Here is a 20,903-nt window from a genome sequence, read left to right as displayed (position 1 = left end):
CTGCCCGGCCCCGGCCTCGTCAGCGGGGGAGAAGCCCCTGATAGACTGACTTCCTACGCGACCGATATTTCCGACCAACGAGGACACCATGACGACAACCGCACTCGTGCCCATTTCTCAGGAAGACAAGATCGCCGCGGTCTCTGGCTTCCAGGACCGCTCCCTGCCCATCGAACAGACGTGCGTGTGGGAAGCGTTTGAAGAATCCCAGGGCCACGGAGTGTGGGGACGCTACGCCTGGTGCGAGGATGATTCCAAGATCGCGTTCATCACCCTCTATAAGTATTCGGTGCGCGGCGTCCACTACCTGTGGGCGAAGTGGGGACCTGCGTGGGTGAAGGAAGCCTCCCCGGAGCGCGAAGCTGCTCTGCGAGCGGACCTCGTGCGTGAGATTAAGGCGAAGGACAAGACCGTCGCCTTCGTCCGCCTGCACGCCATCTACCAGCACCCCGACCTGTGCATGCCGCTGCAGACGATCTCCTACGATCGCACCGTCGTCATCGATACCTCCGGCAAGACCGAAGAAGCGATCCTCGCCGCCATGCCCAAGGCCGGCAAACGCTCGATCCGCTCCGGCCTGAAGAAGGGCAAGGCCGAGGGTGTCACCTTCCATGAGGACACCGCCAACGCCGAGGCCGTCATCGACGAGTACTACGCCGTCATGGAGGAGACCGCCAAGCGTGACGGCTTCCGTCCCCACCCCAAGGAGTACTACCTCAGCCTGCTCAAGACGCTGGGCCCGCAGCACGCCCGCATTTTCTCGATGCGCGATGCCGACGGAAACATCCTGTGCTGGGACTTCTGCCTCGTCGAAGGAATCCGTGCGCAGGCCGAATACGGCGCCTCCACCGAGGCCGGCCGTCGCCTGCGCCAGCCCCCGGTCCTGGATTTCCTGGCCGCCGAATTCCTTGCCCGCGACGGTGTGCGCGAATTCGACCTGATGGGCGCGCATTCGCCGCGTTGCCCCGATCTGTACAGCGTCGGTAAGTACAAGAGTGCCTTCGCCTCGCACTTCACAGACGTGCCCGGTGGCTGGGACATGCCCATCAAGAAGGCCACCTACCGTGCCCTGAGCGCCGCGAAGGCCGTGAAGGACTGGCGCGCCCGCTCCTGAAGCGTTCGCGCCACGGGGCTAGAATTCAATTCGCAACACAATCTCGCGTATCTAACGAAACTAGGAGACACAGTGCCCGATATCTCGCTCGTCATTGACGGACACGAACAGACCGTACCGGCGGGGACCACGGGCACAACGTGGTTCGAGAAGTCGGGCGATGTCGTCGCCATCAAGGTTGACGGCACCCCGCGTGACCTCGAGACGCCTTTTGAAGCAGGAACGACCGTCGAGGCCATCACCCTGGCCAGCGAGGACGGCCTGAACATCCTGCGCCACAGTGCCACGCACGTGCTCGCGCAGGCCGTCCAGGACGTCTTCCCGGACGTCAACCTCGGCATCGGCCCTTTCATCACCGACGGCTTCTACTACGACTTCGGCAACATCGACGCGGTGACCCCCGAGCTGCTGCGTGACCTCGAGAAGCGCATGAAGCGCATCATCAAGGAAGGCCAGCGCTTCGTGCGCCGCGAGATTTCCGAGGAGCAGGCTGTCGTCGAGCTTGCTGAGCAGCCCTACAAGCTCGAGCTCGTCACCACGAAGGGTAAGGGCGCCGAGGGTGCTTCCGTCGAGGTCGGCGGCGGCACGCTCACCATGTACGACAACGTCCGCCGCGACGGCTCGGTCGCGTGGAAGGACCTGTGCCGCGGTCCACACCTGCCCTCCACCAAGCTCATCGGTAACGGCTTCGCACTGACCAAGGCCTCGGCCGCCTACTGGAAGGGCGATCAGTCGAACGATCAGCTCCAGCGCATCTACGGCACCGCCTGGGCCTCCAAGGAAGACCTCGTCGCCTACCAGGAGCGCATCAAGGAGGCCGAGCGCCGCGACCACCGTCGCCTCGGCGCCGAGCTGGACCTGTACTCCTTCCCCGAGGAGATCGGCCCCGGCCTCGTTGTCTTCCATCCCAAGGGTGGCATCCTGCGTCACGAGATCGAGTCCTACGTGACTGACCGTCACAAGAAGGCCGGCTTCGACTTCGTGCACACCCCCGAGATCTCCAAGGGTGGACTCTTCCACACGTCGGGTCACCTGCCCTACTACGCGGACACGATGTTCCCGCCCATGCTCGTCGACGAAGAGCGCGACGAGGACGGCAACGTGACCAAGGCAGGCCAGGAGTACTACCTCAAGGCTATGAACTGCCCGATGCACAACCTGATCTTCCGTTCGCGCGGCCGCTCCTACCGCGAGCTGCCCCTGCGCTTCTACGAGCTGGGCCACGACTACCGCTACGAGAAGAGCGGCGTCGTCCACGGCCTGACCCGCATGCGCGGCTTCACGCAGGACGACTCGCACACCTACTGCACGCCTGAGCAGGCCTCGGAGGAGATTCGTACGCAGATCGAGTTCTTCCTGTCGATTCTCTCCGCTTTCGGCCTCAAGGACTTCTACCTGGAGCTGTCCACGCGCGACGAGGACGGCAAGAAGAAAGACAAGTTCATCGGCTCGGATGAGGATTGGGCGGCCGCCACGAAGGCACTCGAGGACGCCTGCGCCGCGACCGGCCTCGACCTGGTTCCGGATCCGGGTGGCGCCGCCTTCTACGGCCCCAAGGTCTCCGTGCAGGTTAAGGACGCGATCGGTCGTACCTGGCAGATGTCGACGATTCAGTACGACTTCAACCAGCCCGACCGCTTCGATCTGGAGTACACGGCGGCCGATGGTTCCCGTCAGCGCCCCGTCATGATCCACTCCGCCAAGCTGGGTTCGGTCGAGCGCTTCATCGGCGTTCTCACCGAGCACTACGCGGGCGCATTCCCGGCGTGGCTCTCGCCCGTCCAGGTCCGTCTCATCCCCGTCGCTGAGGCCTTTGACGGCTACGTCAAGGACGTTGCCGCGAAGCTGCGTGAGCGCGGCGTGCGCGTCGAGACCGACCTGTCGGACGACCGCTTCGGCAAGAAGATTCGCAACGCCTCCAAGGACAAGATCCCGTTCACGCTCATCGCCGGCGGCGAGGACGTCGAGGCCGGGGCCGTGTCCTTCCGTCTGCGTGACGGCTCGCAGCACAACGGTGTCGCCGTTGATCGTGCCGTCGAGCTGATCGTCTCGCACATCGAGCAGCGCAATAACGCGGACCAGATCGACGGCCTCGACGAGGCGTGAGTGTCATGAGCCGCGACGCCGGTTCCGACTCGATCGGTACCCCGAACGGCCCGTTGCCGACCGAGGACGCCCGCTCGCTGGCGGGCGTCCCGGACGGCTTTGGTCGTTTCTGGACCCCCTACCGGATGGCCTATATCCGCGGCGAAGGCAAGCCCGCCGACGCCTCGGACGTGGGGTGCCCGTTCTGCACGGCGCCCGGTAAGGACGACCAGGCTGGACTGATCGTCTACCGCGGCGACACGTGCTTCGTGCTCATGAACCTGTTCCCCTACAATTCCGGGCACCTGCTCGTGTGCCCGTATCGTCACGTCTCTGACTACACGGAGCTCACCAACGAGGAACGCGTCGAGCTGGGTAACCTGACGGCGACCGCCATGCGTGTCACCCGCGCCGTTGCCTCTCCGGCGGGCTTCAACCTCGGCATGAACCAGGGCGATGTGGCCGGTGCCGGTATCGCCGCCCACCTGCACCAGCACGTCGTTCCACGCTGGTTGGGCGACGCGAACTTCTTGCCGATTATTGCGCAGACGAAGGCCGTGCCTGAGCTCCTCGAGGATGCTCGTGCTCGGCTCGCCGCCGCTTGGCCCAAGGAGGACTGATGCTCGGAAACCACGGACGTTCCATCACGAAGGCCATCTTTACGCCTCTCGCTCGCGTTCTCGCACGCGTGGGTGTCACCCCGAACATGGTGACGGTCGCGGGCACTGTTGCGACGGTCGCGATCGCGGTCATCTGCATTCCTCAAGGATGGATTTGGCAGGGCGGCATCGCCCTGGCCGTCGTCATGTTTGGCGACTCCGTGGACGGCACGCTCGCGCGCATGACGACGGGCGGCACGCGTTTTGGTGCCTTCCTCGATTCGACGCTCGACCGCCTGGGCGACGGCGCCGTGTTTGGCTCCCTCACCGCCTACGCGGTCTTCCAGATGGATGACTCGTTCGTGCGCACCTGGGCGATCATCGCCGGCATCTGCTCGATCGTTGGTGCGGCAGCCGTTCCCTACGCGCGCGCCCGCGCCGAATCCGTCGGCGTCGTCGCCAAGCTGGGCATCGCCGAGCGCACCGACCGCCTCATCATTGGTATGGGCACGGCCATTCTCATGAGCCTTGGTCTGCCCGAGTGGGTGTTTGCGGCTGGCCTGACCTGGGTGGCGTTTGCGTCCTTCGTGACCGTCTGCCAGCGCATCTGGTTCACTGCCCGCAACATCGACGAAGGAACGCCGTGAGTTTTTCGCCCCTGTCGCTTGCCTTTTCGATCGCCCCTCGCTTGCCGCTGCGCTTCGTCATGCGCATGGCCGACGTCGGCGCTTCGATTGCAGCACGGCGCGGGGGTGCCATGATCGACCGGCTGTGTGCCAACATGGCGCGTCTGACCGGAACGGAGCCATCCGCCGATGAGGTGCGTGGTGCTGTTCGTTCGCACATTCGCAACTACGCCGAACAGCTGATGCTCGGCTCACGTCGCGGCGAGCCGCTTCTTGACGGAGTCGCCTTTGAGGGGTTCGAGGCCCTGGCGGCGGCCAGCGAAGATGGACCGGTCGTCCTCGCTCTCGGACACTCCGGCAGCTGGGATCGTGCCGGTGCGTGGGTGTGCGCACACGGTCGTGGCATCGTGACCGTGGCTGAAAAAGTGGAGCCTCCCGCGCTGTTTGAGCATTTCGTGTCGCTGCGCGAAGGCCTCGGCATGGAGATCATTGGCGTTGCGAAGGGAGAGTCGGTCTTTTCCACCCTCATCGAGCGTGTGCGCGGCCGTAGCGTCATCGTCCCGCTTCTTGCAGACCGGGATATTTCGGGTTCGGGCATTGAGGTCGACCTGGGGACGCGGCGCGCACTCGTTGCCGCGGGTCCCGCTGCGCTCGCGACCAAGCTGGAGCGTCCGCTCTTTGCAGCCTGCATCACGTACGAGAACGAGACACCCACAGGGGCCGATGTCCGCGTGCGTTGCGTCGGACCGATCAATGCGGATGGCCAGGAGCGCCCCGGCCTCAATCGCGTCGAGGCCCTCACGCAGGCGTGGGTAGACGAATTCGCCGCCATGATGGCGACCAAGGCGCAGGACTGGCACATGATGCAGCGCGTGTATGTGGAGGATCTTGACCCCGAGCGCCTGGCGCGCGCGAGGGCCGAGCATGAGAGGAAGAATCGATGAAGATTGGAATCGTGAATCCGTACTCCTGGGATGTGCCCGGGGGAGTGGGCTTCCACATTCGCGACCTCGCGTTGAAGCTGCGGTCCCGCGGACACGACGTTCAGGTGCTGACGCCGTCGACCTCGGAGGACCTGCCTGAGTGGATCACGTCCGCCGGTTCGTCCGTGTCGATCCCCTTTAACGGATCGGTGGCCAATATTTCCGTGAAGCCGAAGGCGCTCGCGCGTACTCGCCGTTGGCTGGCAGACAACGATTTTGACGTCGTGCACGTCCACGAGCCTGTCGTTCCCTCGGTGTCAATGGCAGCTGCGATGCTGTCGACTGCCCCCCTCGTGGGGACATTCCACGCGGCCCTCGGTCGGTCGGTCTCGCGCGCGATTGCCTCGGCCCCCATGCGCCTGTACATGGAACGCATCGGAGTGCGCATCGCGGTGTCCGAGGAAGCGCGCCGAACGCTGATCGAGCACCACGGCGGCGATGCCGTCATCATTCCGAACGGGGTCGAAACGGCCTCGTTCCGCAGCGCGCAGCCCCTTGAACAGTGGGTGGCGACGGACGAACGTCCGGTCATCGTGTTTCTTGGCCGCCTCGATGAGCCCCGCAAGGGTCTGAGCATTTTCGCCGGTGCCATTGCTGGTGTTCTCGAGCGTTTCCCGGGTGCCCGTTTCCTGATTGCCGGCCGAGGAGATGCCCCGGAGATTCGCCAGGCCGTCGAGCGTTTTGGTGATTCGGTGTCTTTCCTGGGTGGAATCAGCGACGAGGAAAAGGAATCCTTGCTCGCGGGCGCCAGCATCTACGTCGCTCCGCAGACGGGCGGCGAGTCTTTCGGTATCGTCCTTGTCGAGGCGATGGCGGCTCATACGGCTGTCGTTGCCTCGGATATCCCAGCCTTCCGTGCGGTGCTAGAGGACGGGCGAGCTGGCGCGCTCTTCGAGACGGGCAACAGTGACTCGCTCGCACGTACACTCATCGACCTGCTGACAGACCACGACCGCCTCGAGGAGCTGTCCGCAGCCGGAGCGCGCTCATCGGCGCAGTATGATTGGGAGGTTGTAGCGGATAAGGTCTTCGAGGTCTACAAGCTGGCGATCGCCATGGGTAGTCCCGCCGAATCGGGAACGCGCCGGGCACGTGACCTGATCCGAGGCCGCGGCGAAGAAGGGGAGGAACTCGCATGATCTCGCTGTCCCCCTGGCTGCTTCTCGCTATCGTATTCGCTGTTATTGCGCTCGGCGTCGTCGCAGGATTCGCGATCACGCGCGCGCGCCGTCTGGACCGGCTCCATCAGCGCATCCTTGCTTCACGCGACTCGCTCTCGCGCCTCCTGCTGCGACGGGCCTCCGAGGCAGACCTGTTGAGCCGCAGCGCCGGTCTGGAAAACTCCGGCCTCGCCGACGCCGCACGCGCCTACATTCAGGACGGGGGAGACCAGCTCACCACCGATGGCCTCGACCGCCGAACTGCGGCGCAACGCCAGGGCGATCGTGTCGAGGTCGCCGCGCGTTTGGAGCGTGCGTCCGCGCTGTCTCGCGCAATCCGTGAGACTCTCACCCTCGAAGAACGGGCGCGCATTGCATCGGATTCCCAAGCCGCTGCGCGCTTGGAAGCGTTGGATGCGACGTGCTATCGCATCGAGCTCACACGCAACGTCCATAACGTGGATGTCGCGGGAGTTCGTGCCCTGCGTTCCGCACGAATGGTAAAATTGTTGCGACTGGCCGGGCATGCTCCGATTCCCGAGCCCATTGACTTTGATGATGACACGCAGACCGGCGGACGAGGTTACTGATATGCATGCGACCCACTGGGGAGGGCCCGGCGAGGACTATCGCCTCAGCAAGATCAGCAGCGCGACCATCGACTCCACCGATGGCGTCTCAGCACCGGCCCCCGACGATGCCGCTCCCGTCTGGCAGCCTCCCAAGGCCGCGCATTCCTTCCCCTGGTTCGAGGTTGTCATGACGACGATCGGCGTGCTGGGGACCATCGGCATCATCGTCTACGGTCTGGCACCCGAGTCTTCGAGTGTGACATCCTTCGTGAAGACGACGCTGCTGTCCCTGGTTGCCCTCGTGATCGTCGTCGGCTTCCTCCAGCGGATCGATCGCTGGGAGCCAGAACCGTGGACGACGAAGCTCGCGATGTTTCTGTGGGGCGGGGGCGTGGCAACGCTGTCGGCGATGATCATGAATACGGCACTGGGCGAGGACATTGCCGCTACAATCGGTGACTTCGACCGTGCGGAGGCACTCGCCGCGTCATTCATCGCTCCCCTCGTTGAGGAGACCCTCAAAGGCATCGGCGTTCTCATCATCGTCGTTGTCCGCCGCAACTCCATCAACTCGGTGCTCGACGGTGTCGTGTACGCGGGATTCTCGGCGGCCGGGTTCCTTTTCTTCGAGGACATCCTGTACTTCCTGCGCACCGAGGGCCAAGGAACAAAGACTCTCGTGTTTGTGTTCGTTCTTCGCGCCTTGGCAGGGCCCTTCCTGCACGTGATGGCCACCTCGATGACGGGCATCGGATTGGCGCTCGCCCTCCTCAAGTTCAAGCGGGGCTGGTCGAAGACCGCTATCGTCGTCGTCTTCTGGTTCTTCGCGATGCTCATTCACTTCGTGTGGAATGGAAGCACCGCATTGACCGGATCCGGATTGGCCTTCATTGCGATGTATCTTGTGGTGGGTATTCCCGGCTTCGTTCTCTGGTCGATTCTGCTGCTGCGAGCTGCGCGCCGGGAGGCTCTCCACATTCGCGAGGGCCTGGTTCCCTACGTGCGCACCGGATGGATCCTTCCCGGCGAAGTCTCGATGGCGACCGATCGTCGCGCGCGTCAAGCCGCCTTCAAGTGGGCTGCCCAGGGTGGTCGGGATGCGAAGCGCGCGATGCGCGCCTTCTTGTCCGACCTGGCCTCCCTCGGCCTCGACCAGCGCCTCATGGCTCGCCACGGCGCCGATCGCTCGCGCATCGAAAACGATCGTCAGATGCTGGCCGACGCCGTTGAAAAGCGTCGTGAATTCCTGCGACTGACGTCTATCGCTGAGCAGCAAAAGGATGTCACGAACGCCGTCGCGGGTCGTGCGCACGTCGCCTGACACGTCGCGCTGAACAGGGGTAATGGGGCGGAACCGAGTCAACGAGGCGAGATGGGTTTCTCGGTGGCTCCCGCTACGGGGTCTGTTGCGTGAGCGCTTTCTCACGGCTGTTCCATCGCCCCCTCACAGGTGATGCATAGGAACAGCGGGCATGATGGGGGGCGACAGAAAGGAAATAACGTGACTCGTGCTGTTTCTATGCGCCCTCGTTCGTGGGCGCTCGTCGCGTGCTCGCTCATCCTCATTGCATTGAGCGTTCGGGCGGCTATCTATGAATTGACGGTCGCCCTCGAGGGTGTCTCGCCTTCTGATGCCTGGCTTGCGGTTGGTGCCTCCACGCTGAGCGCAGTTGTGGGCCTGGTGTTCTTCGCATGGGCCGCTCGCCTCAAGCCCACCGTGCTGTCCTGGTTGGCCGCATTCGGCTGGGGAACCGGTGGCGCGCTCATCTTCGCCGGATACGGCAACACAGTCATCGACTCAGCCGTAGCCGCGAGCAACCTGAGCGATGATGCGGTCGATTTCGTGACGTCCGTCGTCACGGGTCCCCTCGTCGAAGAAACAGGCAAGGGAGTTGGTGTTCTGGTGCTGATCCTCGCGGCACGAAAGCTGCTCACGCGTCCTGCGCAGGGCGGCGTGCTCGGAGCGCTCGTTGGCCTCGGTTTCGCCTGGGGTGAGGACGTGGGCTACTACGTGAGCGCCCTTGAAAACGGGATGAGCGGACTGTGGGAATCGTTCCTCGTACGTGCCATCCTTGGCGCATACGCGCATGCCATCTTTACCGGCGTATTCGGTTACGCCCTCGCGTGGGCAGTGCTGCGCGCACAGAATGTGCTTGTGGGCCTCCTCGCCGCGGCCGGCGGATTCGTCGGAGCTCTCGCGCTGCACGCCCAGGCTAACGGTGTTGGGTTCCTGGCTCCCGAGGACTCGTGGAACCTGACCTACGGCGCGATTGAGATCCCCGTTCTCGTCGTGAGTGTCGCCCTCCTCGTGTGGGGCTTGCGCCGCCACCGAGCTACCCTGGAGGCATGAGCGCACTCGACTGGCCTGTGGACGCGGACGGCTTTCCCCATCGGGAGGCCGCCCGCGTCCTCCTCTTTGACGACAGCGGACGGGTCCTCTTGGCCAAGGGCCATGACGAAGACCAACCGGAGCGGTTCTGGTGGTTCACGATCGGTGGTGGCATCGAAGAGGGCGAGGAACCGCGCACCGCAGCCGTGCGTGAGGTCTTCGAAGAAACCGGCATCGAGCTGGCCCCTGACGACCTGGTGGGTCCCGTCCTCTACCGGACCGCCGAGTTCGACTTCCTAGCGGTCACCGCGCGCCAGGACGAGTGGTTTTTTATCGCGCAGGCGCCCTCGACCGCCCTGAGCCGGGACGGATGGACCGAGCTGGAACGCTCCGTCATCGACACCCAGGCATGGTGGGACATCGACGAGGCCGCCGCCCAGATCGATGGAGAAATCTACCCCGCGCAGATCCTCGAGTACGCGCGCGCCTGGCGCGATGGGTGGGATGGGAAGATGATCCGCCTGACAGACACGCGCGAACCCTAGCGTTTCGTACTAGGCGAGGCCAAGGGGAGTGATCGCCAGAGACAGGTCCGGCGTGTTCAGCTGGACCGACACCTGCGCGCGTACGGCGGGCTTCGCGCAGAATGCGATACCGACCCCGGCCTCGTGCATCATGGGGATATCGTTCGCCCCGTCGCCGATCGCAACCGTGCGCTCGAGCGGGACACCGAGGGACGAGGCCCAGGAACGCAAGCACTCGACCTTTACCTGGGAGGTCACGATGCGCCCTAGCACGCGGCCCGTCAACATGCCGCCGGCGACCTCGAGGCGGTTCGCCGCGTAGAAATCGATGTCGAGGGAGGCCGCCAGGGGAGCGACCACTTCCTCGAATCCGCCCGAGACGATGCCGAACTTTCCGCCGGCGCGGTGCACTGCGTCGATCAGCTCGCGAGCGCCCTTCGTGGGGGTGATGACGGATAGGACATCGCCGAAGACGGATTCGGGAACCCCCGCGAGGGTTGCAACGCGCTCGCGCAAAGACTCCGCGAAATCGAGCTCGCCATTCATCGCACGAGACGTAATCTCGGCGACGCGCGCCCGCGTGCCCGCAGCTTCGGCGAGCTCTTCAATGACTTCCTGGCTGATCAGCGTCGAATCGACGTCGGTGATGACGAGGCCGGGTGCCCCGCTGGCACACAGCAGCGGAGCACCCGGCTCGTCGAGACGGTGAGTCATGCTCACTTGCGGACGACCGCACCCTTGGGAACGACCGTAATGCCGGACTCGGTGACGGTGAAGCCACGCTCGCGATCGTGGTCAAGATCGACGCCGACGACGGCGCCTTCCTCAACGACGACGTTCTTGTCCAGAATCGTCTTCACGACCCGGGCCGAGCGGCCGATGCGACAGCCGTGCATAACGACGGAATCCTCGATCTTCGCCCACGAGTGGACGTAGGTGTTCGGGGAAATGACCGAGCGCACGATCTCACCGCCGGAGACGATGACGCCGGGGGAGACGAACGAGTCGATCGCGTGACCCAGACGATCCGCATCGCCGTACACGAACTTGGCCGGCGGCAGTGAGCCGTCGATCATCGTCATGGTCGGCCAGTCGCGGTTGTACAGGTTGAACACCGGGTGCACCGAGATCAGGTCCATGTTCGCCTCGTAGTAGGCGTCCAGCGTACCGACGTCACGCCAGTAGTCGCGGTCGCGGTCGGTCGAGCCCGGCACGTCGTTGTCCTGGAAGTCGTAGACGCCGCACTCGCCGCGCTCGACGAACCACGGAATGATGTTGCCACCCATGTCGTGCTTCGAATCGGGGTCGGCCGCATCTTCACGCAGAGCGTTGACCAGATCCTTCGTGGTGAACACGTAGTTGCCCATGGATGCGAGGACCTTGGTGGGATCGTCGGGCAGGCCCACGGCGTTCTTCGGCTTCTCGAGGAAGTTCTTGACAACCCCGTTCTCGCCGTCGATGACGCCGAGCGCCGAAGCCAGCTCGATCGGCTGACGGATGCCGGCGACCGTGGCGGGCAGGCCCGAATCGATGTGGTGCTGGACCATCTGCGAGAAGTCCATACGGTAGATGTTGTCCGCACCGATGATGACGATGTACTCCGGCTGCTCGTCGTCGACGATGTTGAGCGACTGGTAGATGGCATCCGCGCTACCCAGGTACCAGTGCGGGCCGCGACGCTGCTGAGCCGGCACAGGAGCGATGAAGTTGCCGAGTAGGGGAGACGTGTACCAGGTCTTTGTGACGTGGCGGTCGAGCGAATGGGACTTGTACTGCGTCAAGACAACAATCTTGAGGTATCCGGAATTCACGATGTTCGACAGCGCGAAATCGATCAGACGGAAGTGACCACCGAACGGGACTGCCGGCTTTGCACGGTCATCCGTCAGGGGCATCAGTCGCTTTCCCTCACCGCCCGCGAGAACGATTGCCAGAACGTGGTTCTTTGCCATGTGGCACCTCTTCGTTGGTCGAGTGGACCCGCATCGGCGCGGATCCGTGGGAGTGGTCACACTGTATTACAAATGTCTATCGATTGCTACACCGTCTCGTTTTCGACCAGCGGTGACGTGAGATCGGATACGATGTGTCTCACACGTCGCTCCCGTCGGAAGGACCCCATCATGCGCGTTGATCTCCTCACCCGTGAATACCCGCCTCACGTCTACGGAGGAGCCGGTGTCCACGTGCTCGAATTGGCCAAGGTCCTGCGCGGCCTCGTCGATGACCTGCGCGTCCAGGCGTTTGACGGTCCGCGCGAACCGGGTACCGATGGAGCTGACCCGGGCGTGACGGGACATGCCGATCTGCCTCAGCTGGCCGGAGCGAACGCTGCGCTGCGCACGCTCGGTGTTGACCTCGAGATTGCCGCTGCGTGCGAGGGTTCTGACCTGGTCCACTCCCACACCTGGTACGCGAACTTTGCTGGGCACGTTGCGTCGCTTCTCGGCGACATCCCGCACGTGATCTCGGCGCACTCGCTTGAGCCGCTGCGTCCGTGGAAGGCTGAGCAGCTCGGCGGCGGCTACCGCCTGTCCTCCTACGTTGAGAAGACGGCCTACGAGGCTGCGAGTGCGATCGTCGCCGTCTCGAACGGCATGCGTGACGACATTCTGCGCTGCTACCCCGGCGTTGATCCCGAGCGCGTACACGTCATCCACAACGGCATCGACCTGAACAAGTGGCACGCCCCCGAGGGTGAGGCGGGCGAGGAACTGCGCGCCCGCGTTCTCGCCGAGCACGGTATTGACCCGTCTCGTCGTACGGTCGTGTTCGTCGGTCGCATCACCCGCCAGAAGGGCCTCCCGTACTTCCTACGCGCCGCCCAGCTCCTGCCCGATGACGTTCAACTCGTGCTGTGCGCCGGCGCTCCCGATACTCCCGAGATCGCCGCAGAGGTCGAGGGCCTCGTCGCCGAGCTGCGCGCTCGCCGCTCCGGCGTCGTCCTCATCTCCGAGATGCTCCCGCAGCCCGAGGTAGCGGCGATCCTGTCCTCGGCGCAGGTCTTCATCACGCCGTCGGTGTACGAGCCCCTCGGCATCGTCAACCTGGAGGCGATGGCCCTCGGCCTGCCCGTCGTCGGCACCGCTACCGGCGGCATTCCCGACGTCATCGTCGATGGAGAGACCGGCTACCTCGTGCCGATCGACCAGAAGCAGGACGGCACGGGAACCCCGCTCGATCCTCGCGCCTTTGAGGAAGCGATGGCTGATCGACTGGTGCGTGTCCTCGACGATCCGGAGCTGGGCCGTCGTATGGGCGAGGCAGGTCTCGTTCGCGCCCGCGATCACTTCTCCTGGGAAGCGATCGGCGTGAAGACTGCCGAGCTGTACCGTTCGCTCGTTTAGGGCGCACGTCACCCGACAGACGACTAGGCTGGATACATGACTTACGTCCTGAATCTTTCTCACGTGTCCCTTCAACGCGGGGACACGCAGGTCCTGTCCGACGTCTCGTGGTCGACGCGCCCGCGCCAGCACTGGGTCATCGTCGGCCCGAATGGCGCCGGCAAGACCACGCTGGCGCGCGTGGCCTCGGGCCGTATCGCTCCCGATAGCGGAGAGGTGACGGTGTCGGAGACCGATTTGTCGCACGCCGACCCCTCAGAGATCGCCACGCGCGTGGGGCTCTCGTCGGCCGCGGTGGCGGCCAAGATCGTGCCAACTCAGTCGGTCCTCGACACGGTGCGCAGCGCCGCCTGGGGCCTTGCCGTCGCCCACGACGAGGAATACGAGCAGGTCGATGACGAGCGTGCCCACGCGCTCATGGACATCTTCGGTGTCTCGCACCTGGCCCAGCGCGAGTTTTCGACGCTGTCCGAGGGTGAGGCCCAGCGCGTGCTGCTGGCACGCGCCCTCATGACCGACCCTGAGGTGCTCATCCTCGACGAGCCGACCTCGGGCCTCGACCTGGGTGCTCGCGAGCTGCTGATCGCCGCTCTGTCGGAGATCATGCAGGGTTCGAAGTCCCCGCAGGTCATCCTGGTGACGCATCAGATCGAAGAGATCCCCGCGGGCGCCACGCACTGCGCGATCATGTCGAACGGTGCGATCACGCACCAGGGGCCGATTGAAGACGTCCTGACCGGTGTCAACCTATCCGAGGTGTACGGCATGCCTCTGCTCGCCGGCAACACTGACGGGCGCTGGTGGGCGCGCGGTGTGAGCGCGTGAGAATAGGAGCGTGAGCGGTATGTGGTGGCTGTGGATTCTCGGCGCCCTCCTCTGCGGAATCGTCGAGGTCATGAGCGTGAGCTTCGTCTTCCTCATGTTTGCGATCGGCGCGTTGGCGGCGGGTATCGCGGGCGCGTTCGGCGCAAACCTGACGGTTCAGGTCATCGTCTTCATTGTCGTCTCGATTGCTCTCCTGGTCATCCTGCGTCCCTTCCTGAAAGGGCGTATCGACCGGTCCAGCGGTTATGTTCCGAGCAATACTGACGGTCTGATTGGCAAGACCGGATATGTGACCGAGGCCGTGGGAGAGCGCCACGGGCGTATCCAGTTCTCGGGTGGAGAGTGGAGCGCACGCACCGAGGGGCCCACGCTGCCCGTTGGCGCCGAGGTTCGTGTTGACCGCATCGACGGTGCAACCGCCGTCGTGAGCGCCCTCGACCCGGCCTCTGCGGCTTCGACGCATCCGTATGGAGACTCGATCTCCTGATCCCGCACAATCTTGTATTTGTCATTGACGTAAGAAAGGAAAGACGCTGTGAATTCAGGAAACATCATCGGTAACATCGCGTTCATCGTGGTGCTTGCTCTTGTCGTTTTCGTCGTGGTCTCGCTCGCCCGCGCAGTGCGAATCGTTCCGCAGTCGCAGGCGTACGTCGTGGAGCGCCTTGGTCGGTTCCAGGCGGTCATGCAGGGTGGTTTCCACCTGCTGGTCCCCTTCGTGGACCGCGTCGCCGCGCGTATCGATCTGCGTGAGCAGGTCGCGAACTTCCCGCCGCAGCCCGTCATCACCGCCGACCAGGCGATGGTCTCGATCGACTCCGTCATCTATTTCCAGATCACGGATCCGCGCAGCGCGACCTACGAGGTCGCTAACTTCCTGCAGGCGATCGAGCAGCTGACCGCCACGACGCTGCGTAACCTGATCGGTTCGCTGGACCTGGAGCAGACGCAGACCTCGCGCGAGTCGATCAACAAGCAGCTGCGCGGCGTTCTTGACGAGGCCACGGGCCCATGGGGCATTCGCGTGACCCGCGTGGAGCTCAAGTCCATCGAGCCGCCGCCGCGAGTCCTGGCTGCGATGGAGCAGCAGATTACGGCGGAGCGCACCAAGCGTGCCACGATTCTGACGGCCGAGGCCGAGCGTGAGGCCCAGATCAAGAAGGCTGAGGGCGCCAAGCAGGCCGCCGTTCTGGCTGCCTCCGCCCAGCAGGAAGCACAGGTTCTTCAGGCGAAGGGCCAGAAGGAAGCCCTGATCCTCCAGGCTGAGGGTGCCCGCCAGGCGCAGATTCTGCGCGCACAGGGTGAGTCTGAGGCCATCCAGACGGTCTTCGCGGCGATCAACGCAGGAAAGGCCACGCCCGAGCTCCTGTCCTACAAGTACCTCGAAATGCTGCCGAAGATCGCAGACGGTCAGGCGTCCAAGCTGTGGATGCTGCCCTCGGATCTCACCGGCGCACTGGAATCCATCTCGAAGGGTTTCAACCTGGGCAAGTAGACTGAAGCCATGCCGGGCCGACCGCAGTCCCTGCGGTCGGCCCGTTCTTTTCTCAACGGGAGGATACCGGTGGATTCGCATCAGGAATACGTGCTGCGCGAGGTCGCGCAGAAGAATATTCGCTTTATCCGTTTGTGGTTCACGGATGTCGCGGGCGTCTTGAAGTCGATCTCGATCGACCCCGGTGAGCTCGAGGAGGCGTTCAGCGAGGGGATTGGCTTCGACGGGTCGGCCGTCGAAGGCCTGACGCGCGTCTACGAGTCGGACATGCTGCTGAAGCCCGATGCCTCGACGTTCCAGTTACTGCCGTGGCGTTCCAACGAGGACCCGGTGGCCCGCATGTTCTGCGACGTCCTCATGCCCGATGGTCGCCCGGCTCCCTCGGATCCCCGAGGGGTTCTCGAGCGCGCCGTGGAGCGCGCCGCCGACGCCGGCTTCCGGGTCATGATTCACCCGGAGATCGAGTTTTACCTCCTGCGTCAGCCTGTGACGCCCGATCGCATGATTCCCGTTGATCAGGCTGGCTACTTCGACCACGTGGCGCGCGGCGATTCGAACGACTTCCGCCGCCGCGCCGTGCGGATGCTTGAGGACATGGCGATCCCGGTCGAGTTCTCGCACCACGAGGGCGGACCGGGACAAAACGAGATCGACCTGCGCGCGGTTGACCCTGTGCGTGCAGCGGATAACATCATGACTGCGCGCACCCTCATTGAGGAGGTCGCGCTACGCGAGGAGCTCGTCGCGACGTTCATGCCCAAGCCTTTCATTGAGCACCCCGGCTCGGGCATGCACACGCACCTGTCGCTGTTCGAGGGCGAAGAGAACGCGTTTTTCTCCCCGGCGGGCCAGTATCGCCTGTCCACGACGGGGCGCCAGTTCATCGCCGGCCTTCTCGCGCACGCCGAGGAGATCGCGGCCATCACCAACCAGCATGTCAACTCCTACAAGCGCCTGTGGGGCGGGGGAGAGGCTCCCTCCTACGTGTGCTGGGGCCACTTGAATCGCTCGGCTCTCGTGCGCGTTCCCCTCTACAAGCCGAAGAAGGCTGCGGCGGCACGCATCGAGTACCGCGCCCCGGATCCGAGCGCGAACCCCTACCTGGCGTTTGCCGTCCTCATCGCGGCTGGGCTCGACGGCATCGAGAAGAAGATGGAGCTGATGCCCGAGGCCGAGGACAACGTGTGGGACCTGTCGGATCGTGAACGTCAGGTCATGGGTATTCACGCCCTGCCTGCCTCGTTGGCGGACGCCGTGCGTGCCATGAAGAGTTCCGACCTGGTGGCCTCCACGCTCGGCGAGCAGGTGTTCGACTACGTCATCCGCAACAAGCGCAAGGAATGGACGGAATACCGCCAGCAGATTACTCGCCAGGAGCTCGAGCAATTCCTGAAGGTCGTTCCCCGGTGACACCTGACGAACTTCGGATTGCCGGATTCCTGGATCCTCGCCGAGCCCTCGACTTTTTCCAGGAGCTTCCGGGTGGAGCCGAGGTATGGGCGGCGGACCTGGGAGCCAGTGCCGACCCCGATCAGGCGTTGCTGGCGGCGATCCGCCTTCACGAGGCGGACTCCGGCCTCGTGCGGGGACTCGTCGATGATTCACGTGCGCGCGCTCGCCTGTGCGCCGTCCTGGGCGGCAGCCAGTGGCTGGGCGATTACATCATCGCCGAGCCTGGCCGTGCTCGATCGACGTGGGAGGATCCCGGCGACGCCGCGCGAGTCATGCTCGCTTCCGTGGGGGCGACGCGAGGGGAGCGCGGCGCTTTCGTCGCCTCTGAGGACGCCCGGGTGGACCATCTACGGGGCGCGTATCGCCAGGTCCTGCTGTACCTGGCCGCCGATGACCTGACGAGCGATGATCCTGAAGGCTTCATGCCCGAGGCCGGTCGGCGCATCGCCGACCTGGTCGACGCCGCCCTTGAGGCCGGCCTTGCCCTGGCGAGGCGGGACATCGACCCGCAGGGACGCATCCCCTTCGCCATCATTGCGATGGGTAAGACGGGAGCACGCGAACTCAACTACATATCCGACGTCGACGTCGTCTACGTCGCCGAGGCCGGGGCAGACGGGGACGAACGCGTGGCCCTCGAGGTCGCGACGCGACTTGCGGCGGCGACGGCTTCCGCTTGCTCGGGGCCCGGAACCGAAGCTCCACTGTGGACGGTGGACGCTAACCTGCGGCCTGAGGGACGCAACGGAGCACTCGTGCGCACCGTCGAGTCCTACCGCCAGTACTGGGACAAGTGGGCGCAGACCTGGGAGTTCCAGGCGCTGCTCAAGGCGCGCGCCTGTGCGGGAGACGAGACCGTCGGGCGTGCCTTCGAGGAAGCCGCACAGCCCTACGTGTGGAGCGCCGCGACACGTGAGGGCTTCGTCGAGGCCGCGCGCGCGATGCGCCGACGCGTCGAGGACAACATTTCGCGTTCGCACGCGTCGCGCGAGCTTAAGCTCGGCCGAGGCGGACTACGCGACGTCGAGTTCACGGTCCAGCTCCTCCAGCTCGTCCATGGTCGCACCGATGCCTTCCTGCGCGTGAGGTCGACACTGGAGGCGATCGAGGCGCTGCGCGAGGGCGGATACATTGCTCGTAGCGACGCACAACAGCTCGCCTCGTGCTACCGCTTCCTGCGCGCCGTCGAACACCGCACTCAGCTGCCCCGCATGCGTCGCACGCACCTGATTCCGGACAAGGAACGGGAGCTGCGTGTCCTCGGGCGTGCGATGGGGACCGCTCGCTTCGCGGATGCCGGGTCGATCAGCACTGCCATCGACGAGGTTCGCACTCGCGTGCGTGCTCTCCACGAGGACGTCTTCTATCGCCCGATCATCGCCGCGACTGCGTCGCTGAGCGAGGACGAGGTGTCCCTGCACGCGGATGGCGCGCGCGACCGACTGGCCGCTATCGGCTACCGGGATCCGGCGGGAGCGCTCACGCACATTGGAGCCCTCACACAGGGCACGAGCAGGCGCGCGGCGATCCAGCGTCACCTGCTTCCGGTATTCATCTCGTGGCTCGCCGGAGGCGCCGACCCCGACATGGGGCTCCTGAACTTCCGCATCCTGTCCGAGGACATCGGAGACTCGCACTGGTACCTCGCGCTCCTGCGCGACTCGGGCGTGGCTGCCCACAGGCTCACGACCATGCTTCCGAACTCCCGCTGGATTGCAGAGGCGCTCGCCAAGCGTCCCGAGGCTGTGGCGTGGCTCGACGACGATGGTGAGCTGGCGCCGCGCGAGCCGCATCGGCTAGCTCGGGAAGTTGCAGCCCTTATTGATCGCCACGATGACGCGACGGAGGCCGCTGCGCGCGTACGAGCAGTACGTACGCGTGAGCTCACGCGTTGCGCGATGAGCGACCTGCTGGGTGGCGTCGATCCGCGCGGGAATGCGATCGCCGACGCCACGGATGCGGCAATTCTCGGAGCCCTCGCCATCGCGGAGCGGGAAGAAGCCGAGCGGTGGGGCGAGCAGCGGGCGGCCGTCGTGTTTGTTGCGATGGGCCGCTACGGTGGACGCGAGTGCTCGTACGCCTCGGACGCCGACGTGATTGCCCTGCACGAGCCCGTCGGGGGTGCCACCGAGGCGGAGGCGGCGGCCAGCGCAACGGCGATCGTCAACCGCGTGAAGAACCTCCTCGGCTCGGCGACCAACCAGCTGGGCATTGTCGTCGACCTCGACCTGCGTCCCGAGGGTAAGAATGGTCCGATGAGCCGTACGATTGAGTCGCATCGTGAGTATGCGCAGCGGTGGGCCTCCACCTGGGAGCGCCAGGCGGCGGTGCGTGCACGCCCGATCGGTGAGGGAAGCCTCGCCGATTCTGCGCGGGCACTGTTCGATGAGCTCGCCTATGGGGGAGTGAGCGAGTCTGATGTGCGTGACATTCGCTTGCTCAAAGCCCGCATGGAGAACGAGCGTCTGCCGCGCGGCATCGAGCCCGCTCGCCACGTGAAGCTAGGCCCCGGTGGCCTCACGGACGTGGAGTGGACGATCCAACTCATCCAGATGCGTGCTGGGATGACCAACCCCGCACTGCGTACGCCCTCGACGACGCAGGCGATCCTGAGCGCTCGGGAGCACGAGCTGATCAGCGCTCAAGACGCGCAGATTCTTCTCGATGCCTGGGACATGGCCACTCGTATTCGCGCGGCCAACACACTGGCGAGCGGGCGAATGAGCGGTGTGAAGCTCGACGTCTTGCCTCGTGACAGCGCGGAGCTGCGTGCCCTCGCAGCGATCCTCGGGTACGGTAGCGGCGGGCTGAACGCCCTCGAAGACGACTGGCTGCGCGCTGGACGCAAAGCGCGCGCCGTCATGGAACGACTTTTCTGGGAGCAGCAGTGAAGATTGTGCTGGTTCGGCACGGACAGACCCCCGCAAATCGCCTCGGTGCGCTTGATACGGTGCGCCCCGGCCTCGGGCTGACTCCCGAAGGACTCCTCCAGGCCCAGCGCCTCGCGGATCGATGGGAGTCCGAGGTTGCGCCGCCTCCCACCGTCATCGCATTGTCCGGACTGCAACGTACGCGCCTGACCGCGGCCCCGCTGGCGAGCGCCTACGGGCTGACCCCGCAGGTGCACCCCGGCATCCGCGAGCTACGCTCCGGCGACCTCGAAATGGCGGCCGACCCGGCATCGCAGTCCCTCTACGTGCGCACGACCCTGTCGTGGTGCGCCGGGGATTTGGATAATCGCATGCCCGGCGGCGAAAGCGGGCGCGAGGCCCTGGCCCGCTCGCTGGAGACCGTGCGCCGAGTGGGCCTGGCCGCACGCGAGCAAGCGGGGGACGAGGCCGTTGCGGTGTTCGTCATCCACGGTGCCCTCACGCGCCTGCTGGCCACGTGGCTGTCCACCGGCATCGACGAGGAACTCGTCTCCAAGCACTTCATGTCGAACACGGGCACGTCCACCTTCGAGTGGGCGCTCGACTTCACCCCGGCCTCCGCGGACGAGCTGGCGAAGGGACTCCGCGCCCTGACCTGGAACGACCGGCCCCTCGATCAGTGGTCGTGAGACGATTCGCCGCCTGAGTCCTCATCGGGTGCGACGAAAGCTGACACCTCGAAAGGGAACGAGCGGTATTTGAAGTAGTTCTCCAGGTACGACAGGTGGCCTTCGCACGCGAGCCACGTCTTCGTGCGGGCGTGGTGGATCGCAGGGTTACGCCAGTCGATCCGGTAGATCGCGGCGTTCGTGCATTCACGCGCCGAGCAGATGCCCGATGCGGCTTCGACTCCCAGTGCCAT

The 20,903-nt window shown here is 64.9% G+C and carries 20 protein-coding genes; 17 read left to right on the top strand and 3 right to left on the bottom strand.

What is annotated here, in order from left to right:
* The first annotated feature begins 88 nt into the window (after window positions 1-88).
* From JJJ16_RS04225 to JJJ16_RS04180, 10 genes are all read left to right on the top strand, one after another.
* A complete protein-coding gene (locus JJJ16_RS04225) occupies window positions 89-1,114 on the top strand; it encodes a lipid II:glycine glycyltransferase FemX (RefSeq protein WP_219751497.1) in 1,026 nt (341 codons plus the stop codon).
* A 72-nt stretch (window positions 1,115-1,186) separates the two neighbouring features.
* Window positions 1,187-3,220 (top strand): threonine--tRNA ligase, encoded by a 2,034-nt coding sequence (gene thrS, locus JJJ16_RS04220; RefSeq protein ID WP_219751496.1) that lies wholly within the window; start codon window positions 1,187-1,189, stop codon window positions 3,218-3,220.
* Between the two features lie 5 nt (window positions 3,221-3,225).
* The gene (locus JJJ16_RS04215; protein WP_219751495.1) at window positions 3,226-3,819 is read left to right on the top strand and encodes an HIT family protein; all 594 of its coding nucleotides are present in this window, start codon (window positions 3,226-3,228) and stop codon (window positions 3,817-3,819) included.
* Window positions 3,819-4,445, top strand: a complete 627-nt coding sequence (gene pgsA / locus JJJ16_RS04210) for a phosphatidylinositol phosphate synthase (RefSeq protein WP_219751494.1) — start codon at window positions 3,819-3,821, stop codon at window positions 4,443-4,445. The genes JJJ16_RS04215 and pgsA overlap by 1 nt, the downstream gene beginning before the upstream one ends.
* Window positions 4,442-5,368, top strand: a complete 927-nt coding sequence (locus JJJ16_RS04205; RefSeq protein WP_219751493.1) for a phosphatidylinositol mannoside acyltransferase — start codon at window positions 4,442-4,444, stop codon at window positions 5,366-5,368. Before pgsA ends, JJJ16_RS04205 begins: the two co-directional genes overlap by 4 nt.
* Window positions 5,365-6,546 carry a glycosyltransferase family 4 protein gene (locus JJJ16_RS04200; protein WP_219751492.1) on the top strand — a complete coding sequence of 394 codons (1,182 nt, stop codon included), beginning with the start codon at window positions 5,365-5,367 and terminating at the stop codon, window positions 6,544-6,546. Before JJJ16_RS04205 ends, JJJ16_RS04200 begins: the two co-directional genes overlap by 4 nt.
* Complete coding sequence (locus tag JJJ16_RS04195) at window positions 6,543-7,157, top strand: hypothetical protein (RefSeq protein ID WP_219751491.1); 615 nt, start codon at window positions 6,543-6,545, stop codon at window positions 7,155-7,157. The genes JJJ16_RS04200 and JJJ16_RS04195 overlap by 4 nt, the downstream gene beginning before the upstream one ends.
* A complete protein-coding gene (locus tag JJJ16_RS04190; protein ID WP_219751490.1) occupies window positions 7,126-8,460 on the top strand; it encodes a PrsW family intramembrane metalloprotease in 1,335 nt (444 codons plus the stop codon). Before JJJ16_RS04195 ends, JJJ16_RS04190 begins: the two co-directional genes overlap by 32 nt.
* A gap of 180 nt (window positions 8,461-8,640) precedes the next feature.
* On the top strand, window positions 8,641-9,489 hold the full coding sequence (locus JJJ16_RS04185; protein WP_318836522.1) for a PrsW family intramembrane metalloprotease: 849 nt from the start codon (window positions 8,641-8,643) through the stop codon (window positions 9,487-9,489).
* Window positions 9,486-10,013 carry an NUDIX hydrolase gene (locus tag JJJ16_RS04180; RefSeq protein ID WP_219751489.1) on the top strand — a complete coding sequence of 176 codons (528 nt, stop codon included), beginning with the start codon at window positions 9,486-9,488 and terminating at the stop codon, window positions 10,011-10,013. The genes JJJ16_RS04185 and JJJ16_RS04180 overlap by 4 nt, the downstream gene beginning before the upstream one ends.
* Before the next feature lie 9 nt (window positions 10,014-10,022).
* Here the strand turns inward: JJJ16_RS04180 and serB are convergent, their stop codons facing one another.
* Window positions 10,023-10,706 (bottom strand): phosphoserine phosphatase SerB, encoded by a 684-nt coding sequence (serB, locus tag JJJ16_RS04175; RefSeq protein ID WP_219751488.1) that lies wholly within the window; start codon window positions 10,704-10,706, stop codon window positions 10,023-10,025.
* A 2-nt stretch (window positions 10,707-10,708) separates the two neighbouring features.
* A complete protein-coding gene (locus tag JJJ16_RS04170; RefSeq protein ID WP_034466673.1) occupies window positions 10,709-11,944 on the bottom strand; it encodes a glucose-1-phosphate adenylyltransferase in 1,236 nt (411 codons plus the stop codon).
* A 171-nt stretch (window positions 11,945-12,115) separates the two neighbouring features.
* Between JJJ16_RS04170 and glgA the strand changes: the two genes are divergently transcribed.
* From glgA to JJJ16_RS04135, 7 genes are all read left to right on the top strand, one after another.
* Window positions 12,116-13,339, top strand: coding sequence for a glycogen synthase (gene glgA, locus JJJ16_RS04165; RefSeq protein ID WP_007590485.1), 1,224 nt, complete (start codon window positions 12,116-12,118; stop codon window positions 13,337-13,339).
* A gap of 36 nt (window positions 13,340-13,375) precedes the next feature.
* Complete coding sequence (locus tag JJJ16_RS04160; RefSeq protein WP_219751487.1) at window positions 13,376-14,164, top strand: ABC transporter ATP-binding protein; 789 nt, start codon at window positions 13,376-13,378, stop codon at window positions 14,162-14,164.
* Between the two features lie 19 nt (window positions 14,165-14,183).
* Window positions 14,184-14,651: an NfeD family protein gene (locus JJJ16_RS04155; RefSeq protein ID WP_219751977.1), complete on the top strand. Its 468-nt coding sequence runs from the start codon at window positions 14,184-14,186 to the stop codon at window positions 14,649-14,651.
* 48 nt (window positions 14,652-14,699) lie between these two features.
* On the top strand, window positions 14,700-15,659 hold the full coding sequence (locus tag JJJ16_RS04150; RefSeq protein ID WP_034466683.1) for an SPFH domain-containing protein: 960 nt from the start codon (window positions 14,700-14,702) through the stop codon (window positions 15,657-15,659).
* A gap of 69 nt (window positions 15,660-15,728) precedes the next feature.
* Window positions 15,729-17,069: a glutamine synthetase family protein gene (locus JJJ16_RS04145; RefSeq protein WP_219751486.1), complete on the top strand. Its 1,341-nt coding sequence runs from the start codon at window positions 15,729-15,731 to the stop codon at window positions 17,067-17,069.
* Window positions 17,066-20,002 carry a bifunctional [glutamine synthetase] adenylyltransferase/[glutamine synthetase]-adenylyl-L-tyrosine phosphorylase gene (locus tag JJJ16_RS04140; protein WP_219751485.1) on the top strand — a complete coding sequence of 979 codons (2,937 nt, stop codon included), beginning with the start codon at window positions 17,066-17,068 and terminating at the stop codon, window positions 20,000-20,002. Before JJJ16_RS04145 ends, JJJ16_RS04140 begins: the two co-directional genes overlap by 4 nt.
* Entirely contained in the window at window positions 19,999-20,670 is a 672-nt protein-coding gene (locus JJJ16_RS04135; protein WP_219751484.1) for a histidine phosphatase family protein, read from the top strand. The genes JJJ16_RS04140 and JJJ16_RS04135 overlap by 4 nt, the downstream gene beginning before the upstream one ends.
* On the opposite strand, the gene JJJ16_RS04130 is transcribed toward JJJ16_RS04135, so the two are convergent.
* Window positions 20,658-20,903, bottom strand: coding sequence for a hypothetical protein (locus JJJ16_RS04130; RefSeq protein ID WP_219751483.1), 246 nt, complete (start codon window positions 20,901-20,903; stop codon window positions 20,658-20,660). The two genes, JJJ16_RS04135 and JJJ16_RS04130, sit on opposite strands and share 13 nt — an antisense overlap.

The sequence above is a fragment of the Schaalia sp. ORNL0103 genome, from assembly GCF_019429565.1.
Lineage (GTDB): Bacteria > Actinomycetota > Actinomycetes > Actinomycetales > Actinomycetaceae > Pauljensenia.
Note: the sequence above shows the minus strand (reverse complement) of the source record. Positions and strands in the feature narration are given on the sequence as shown.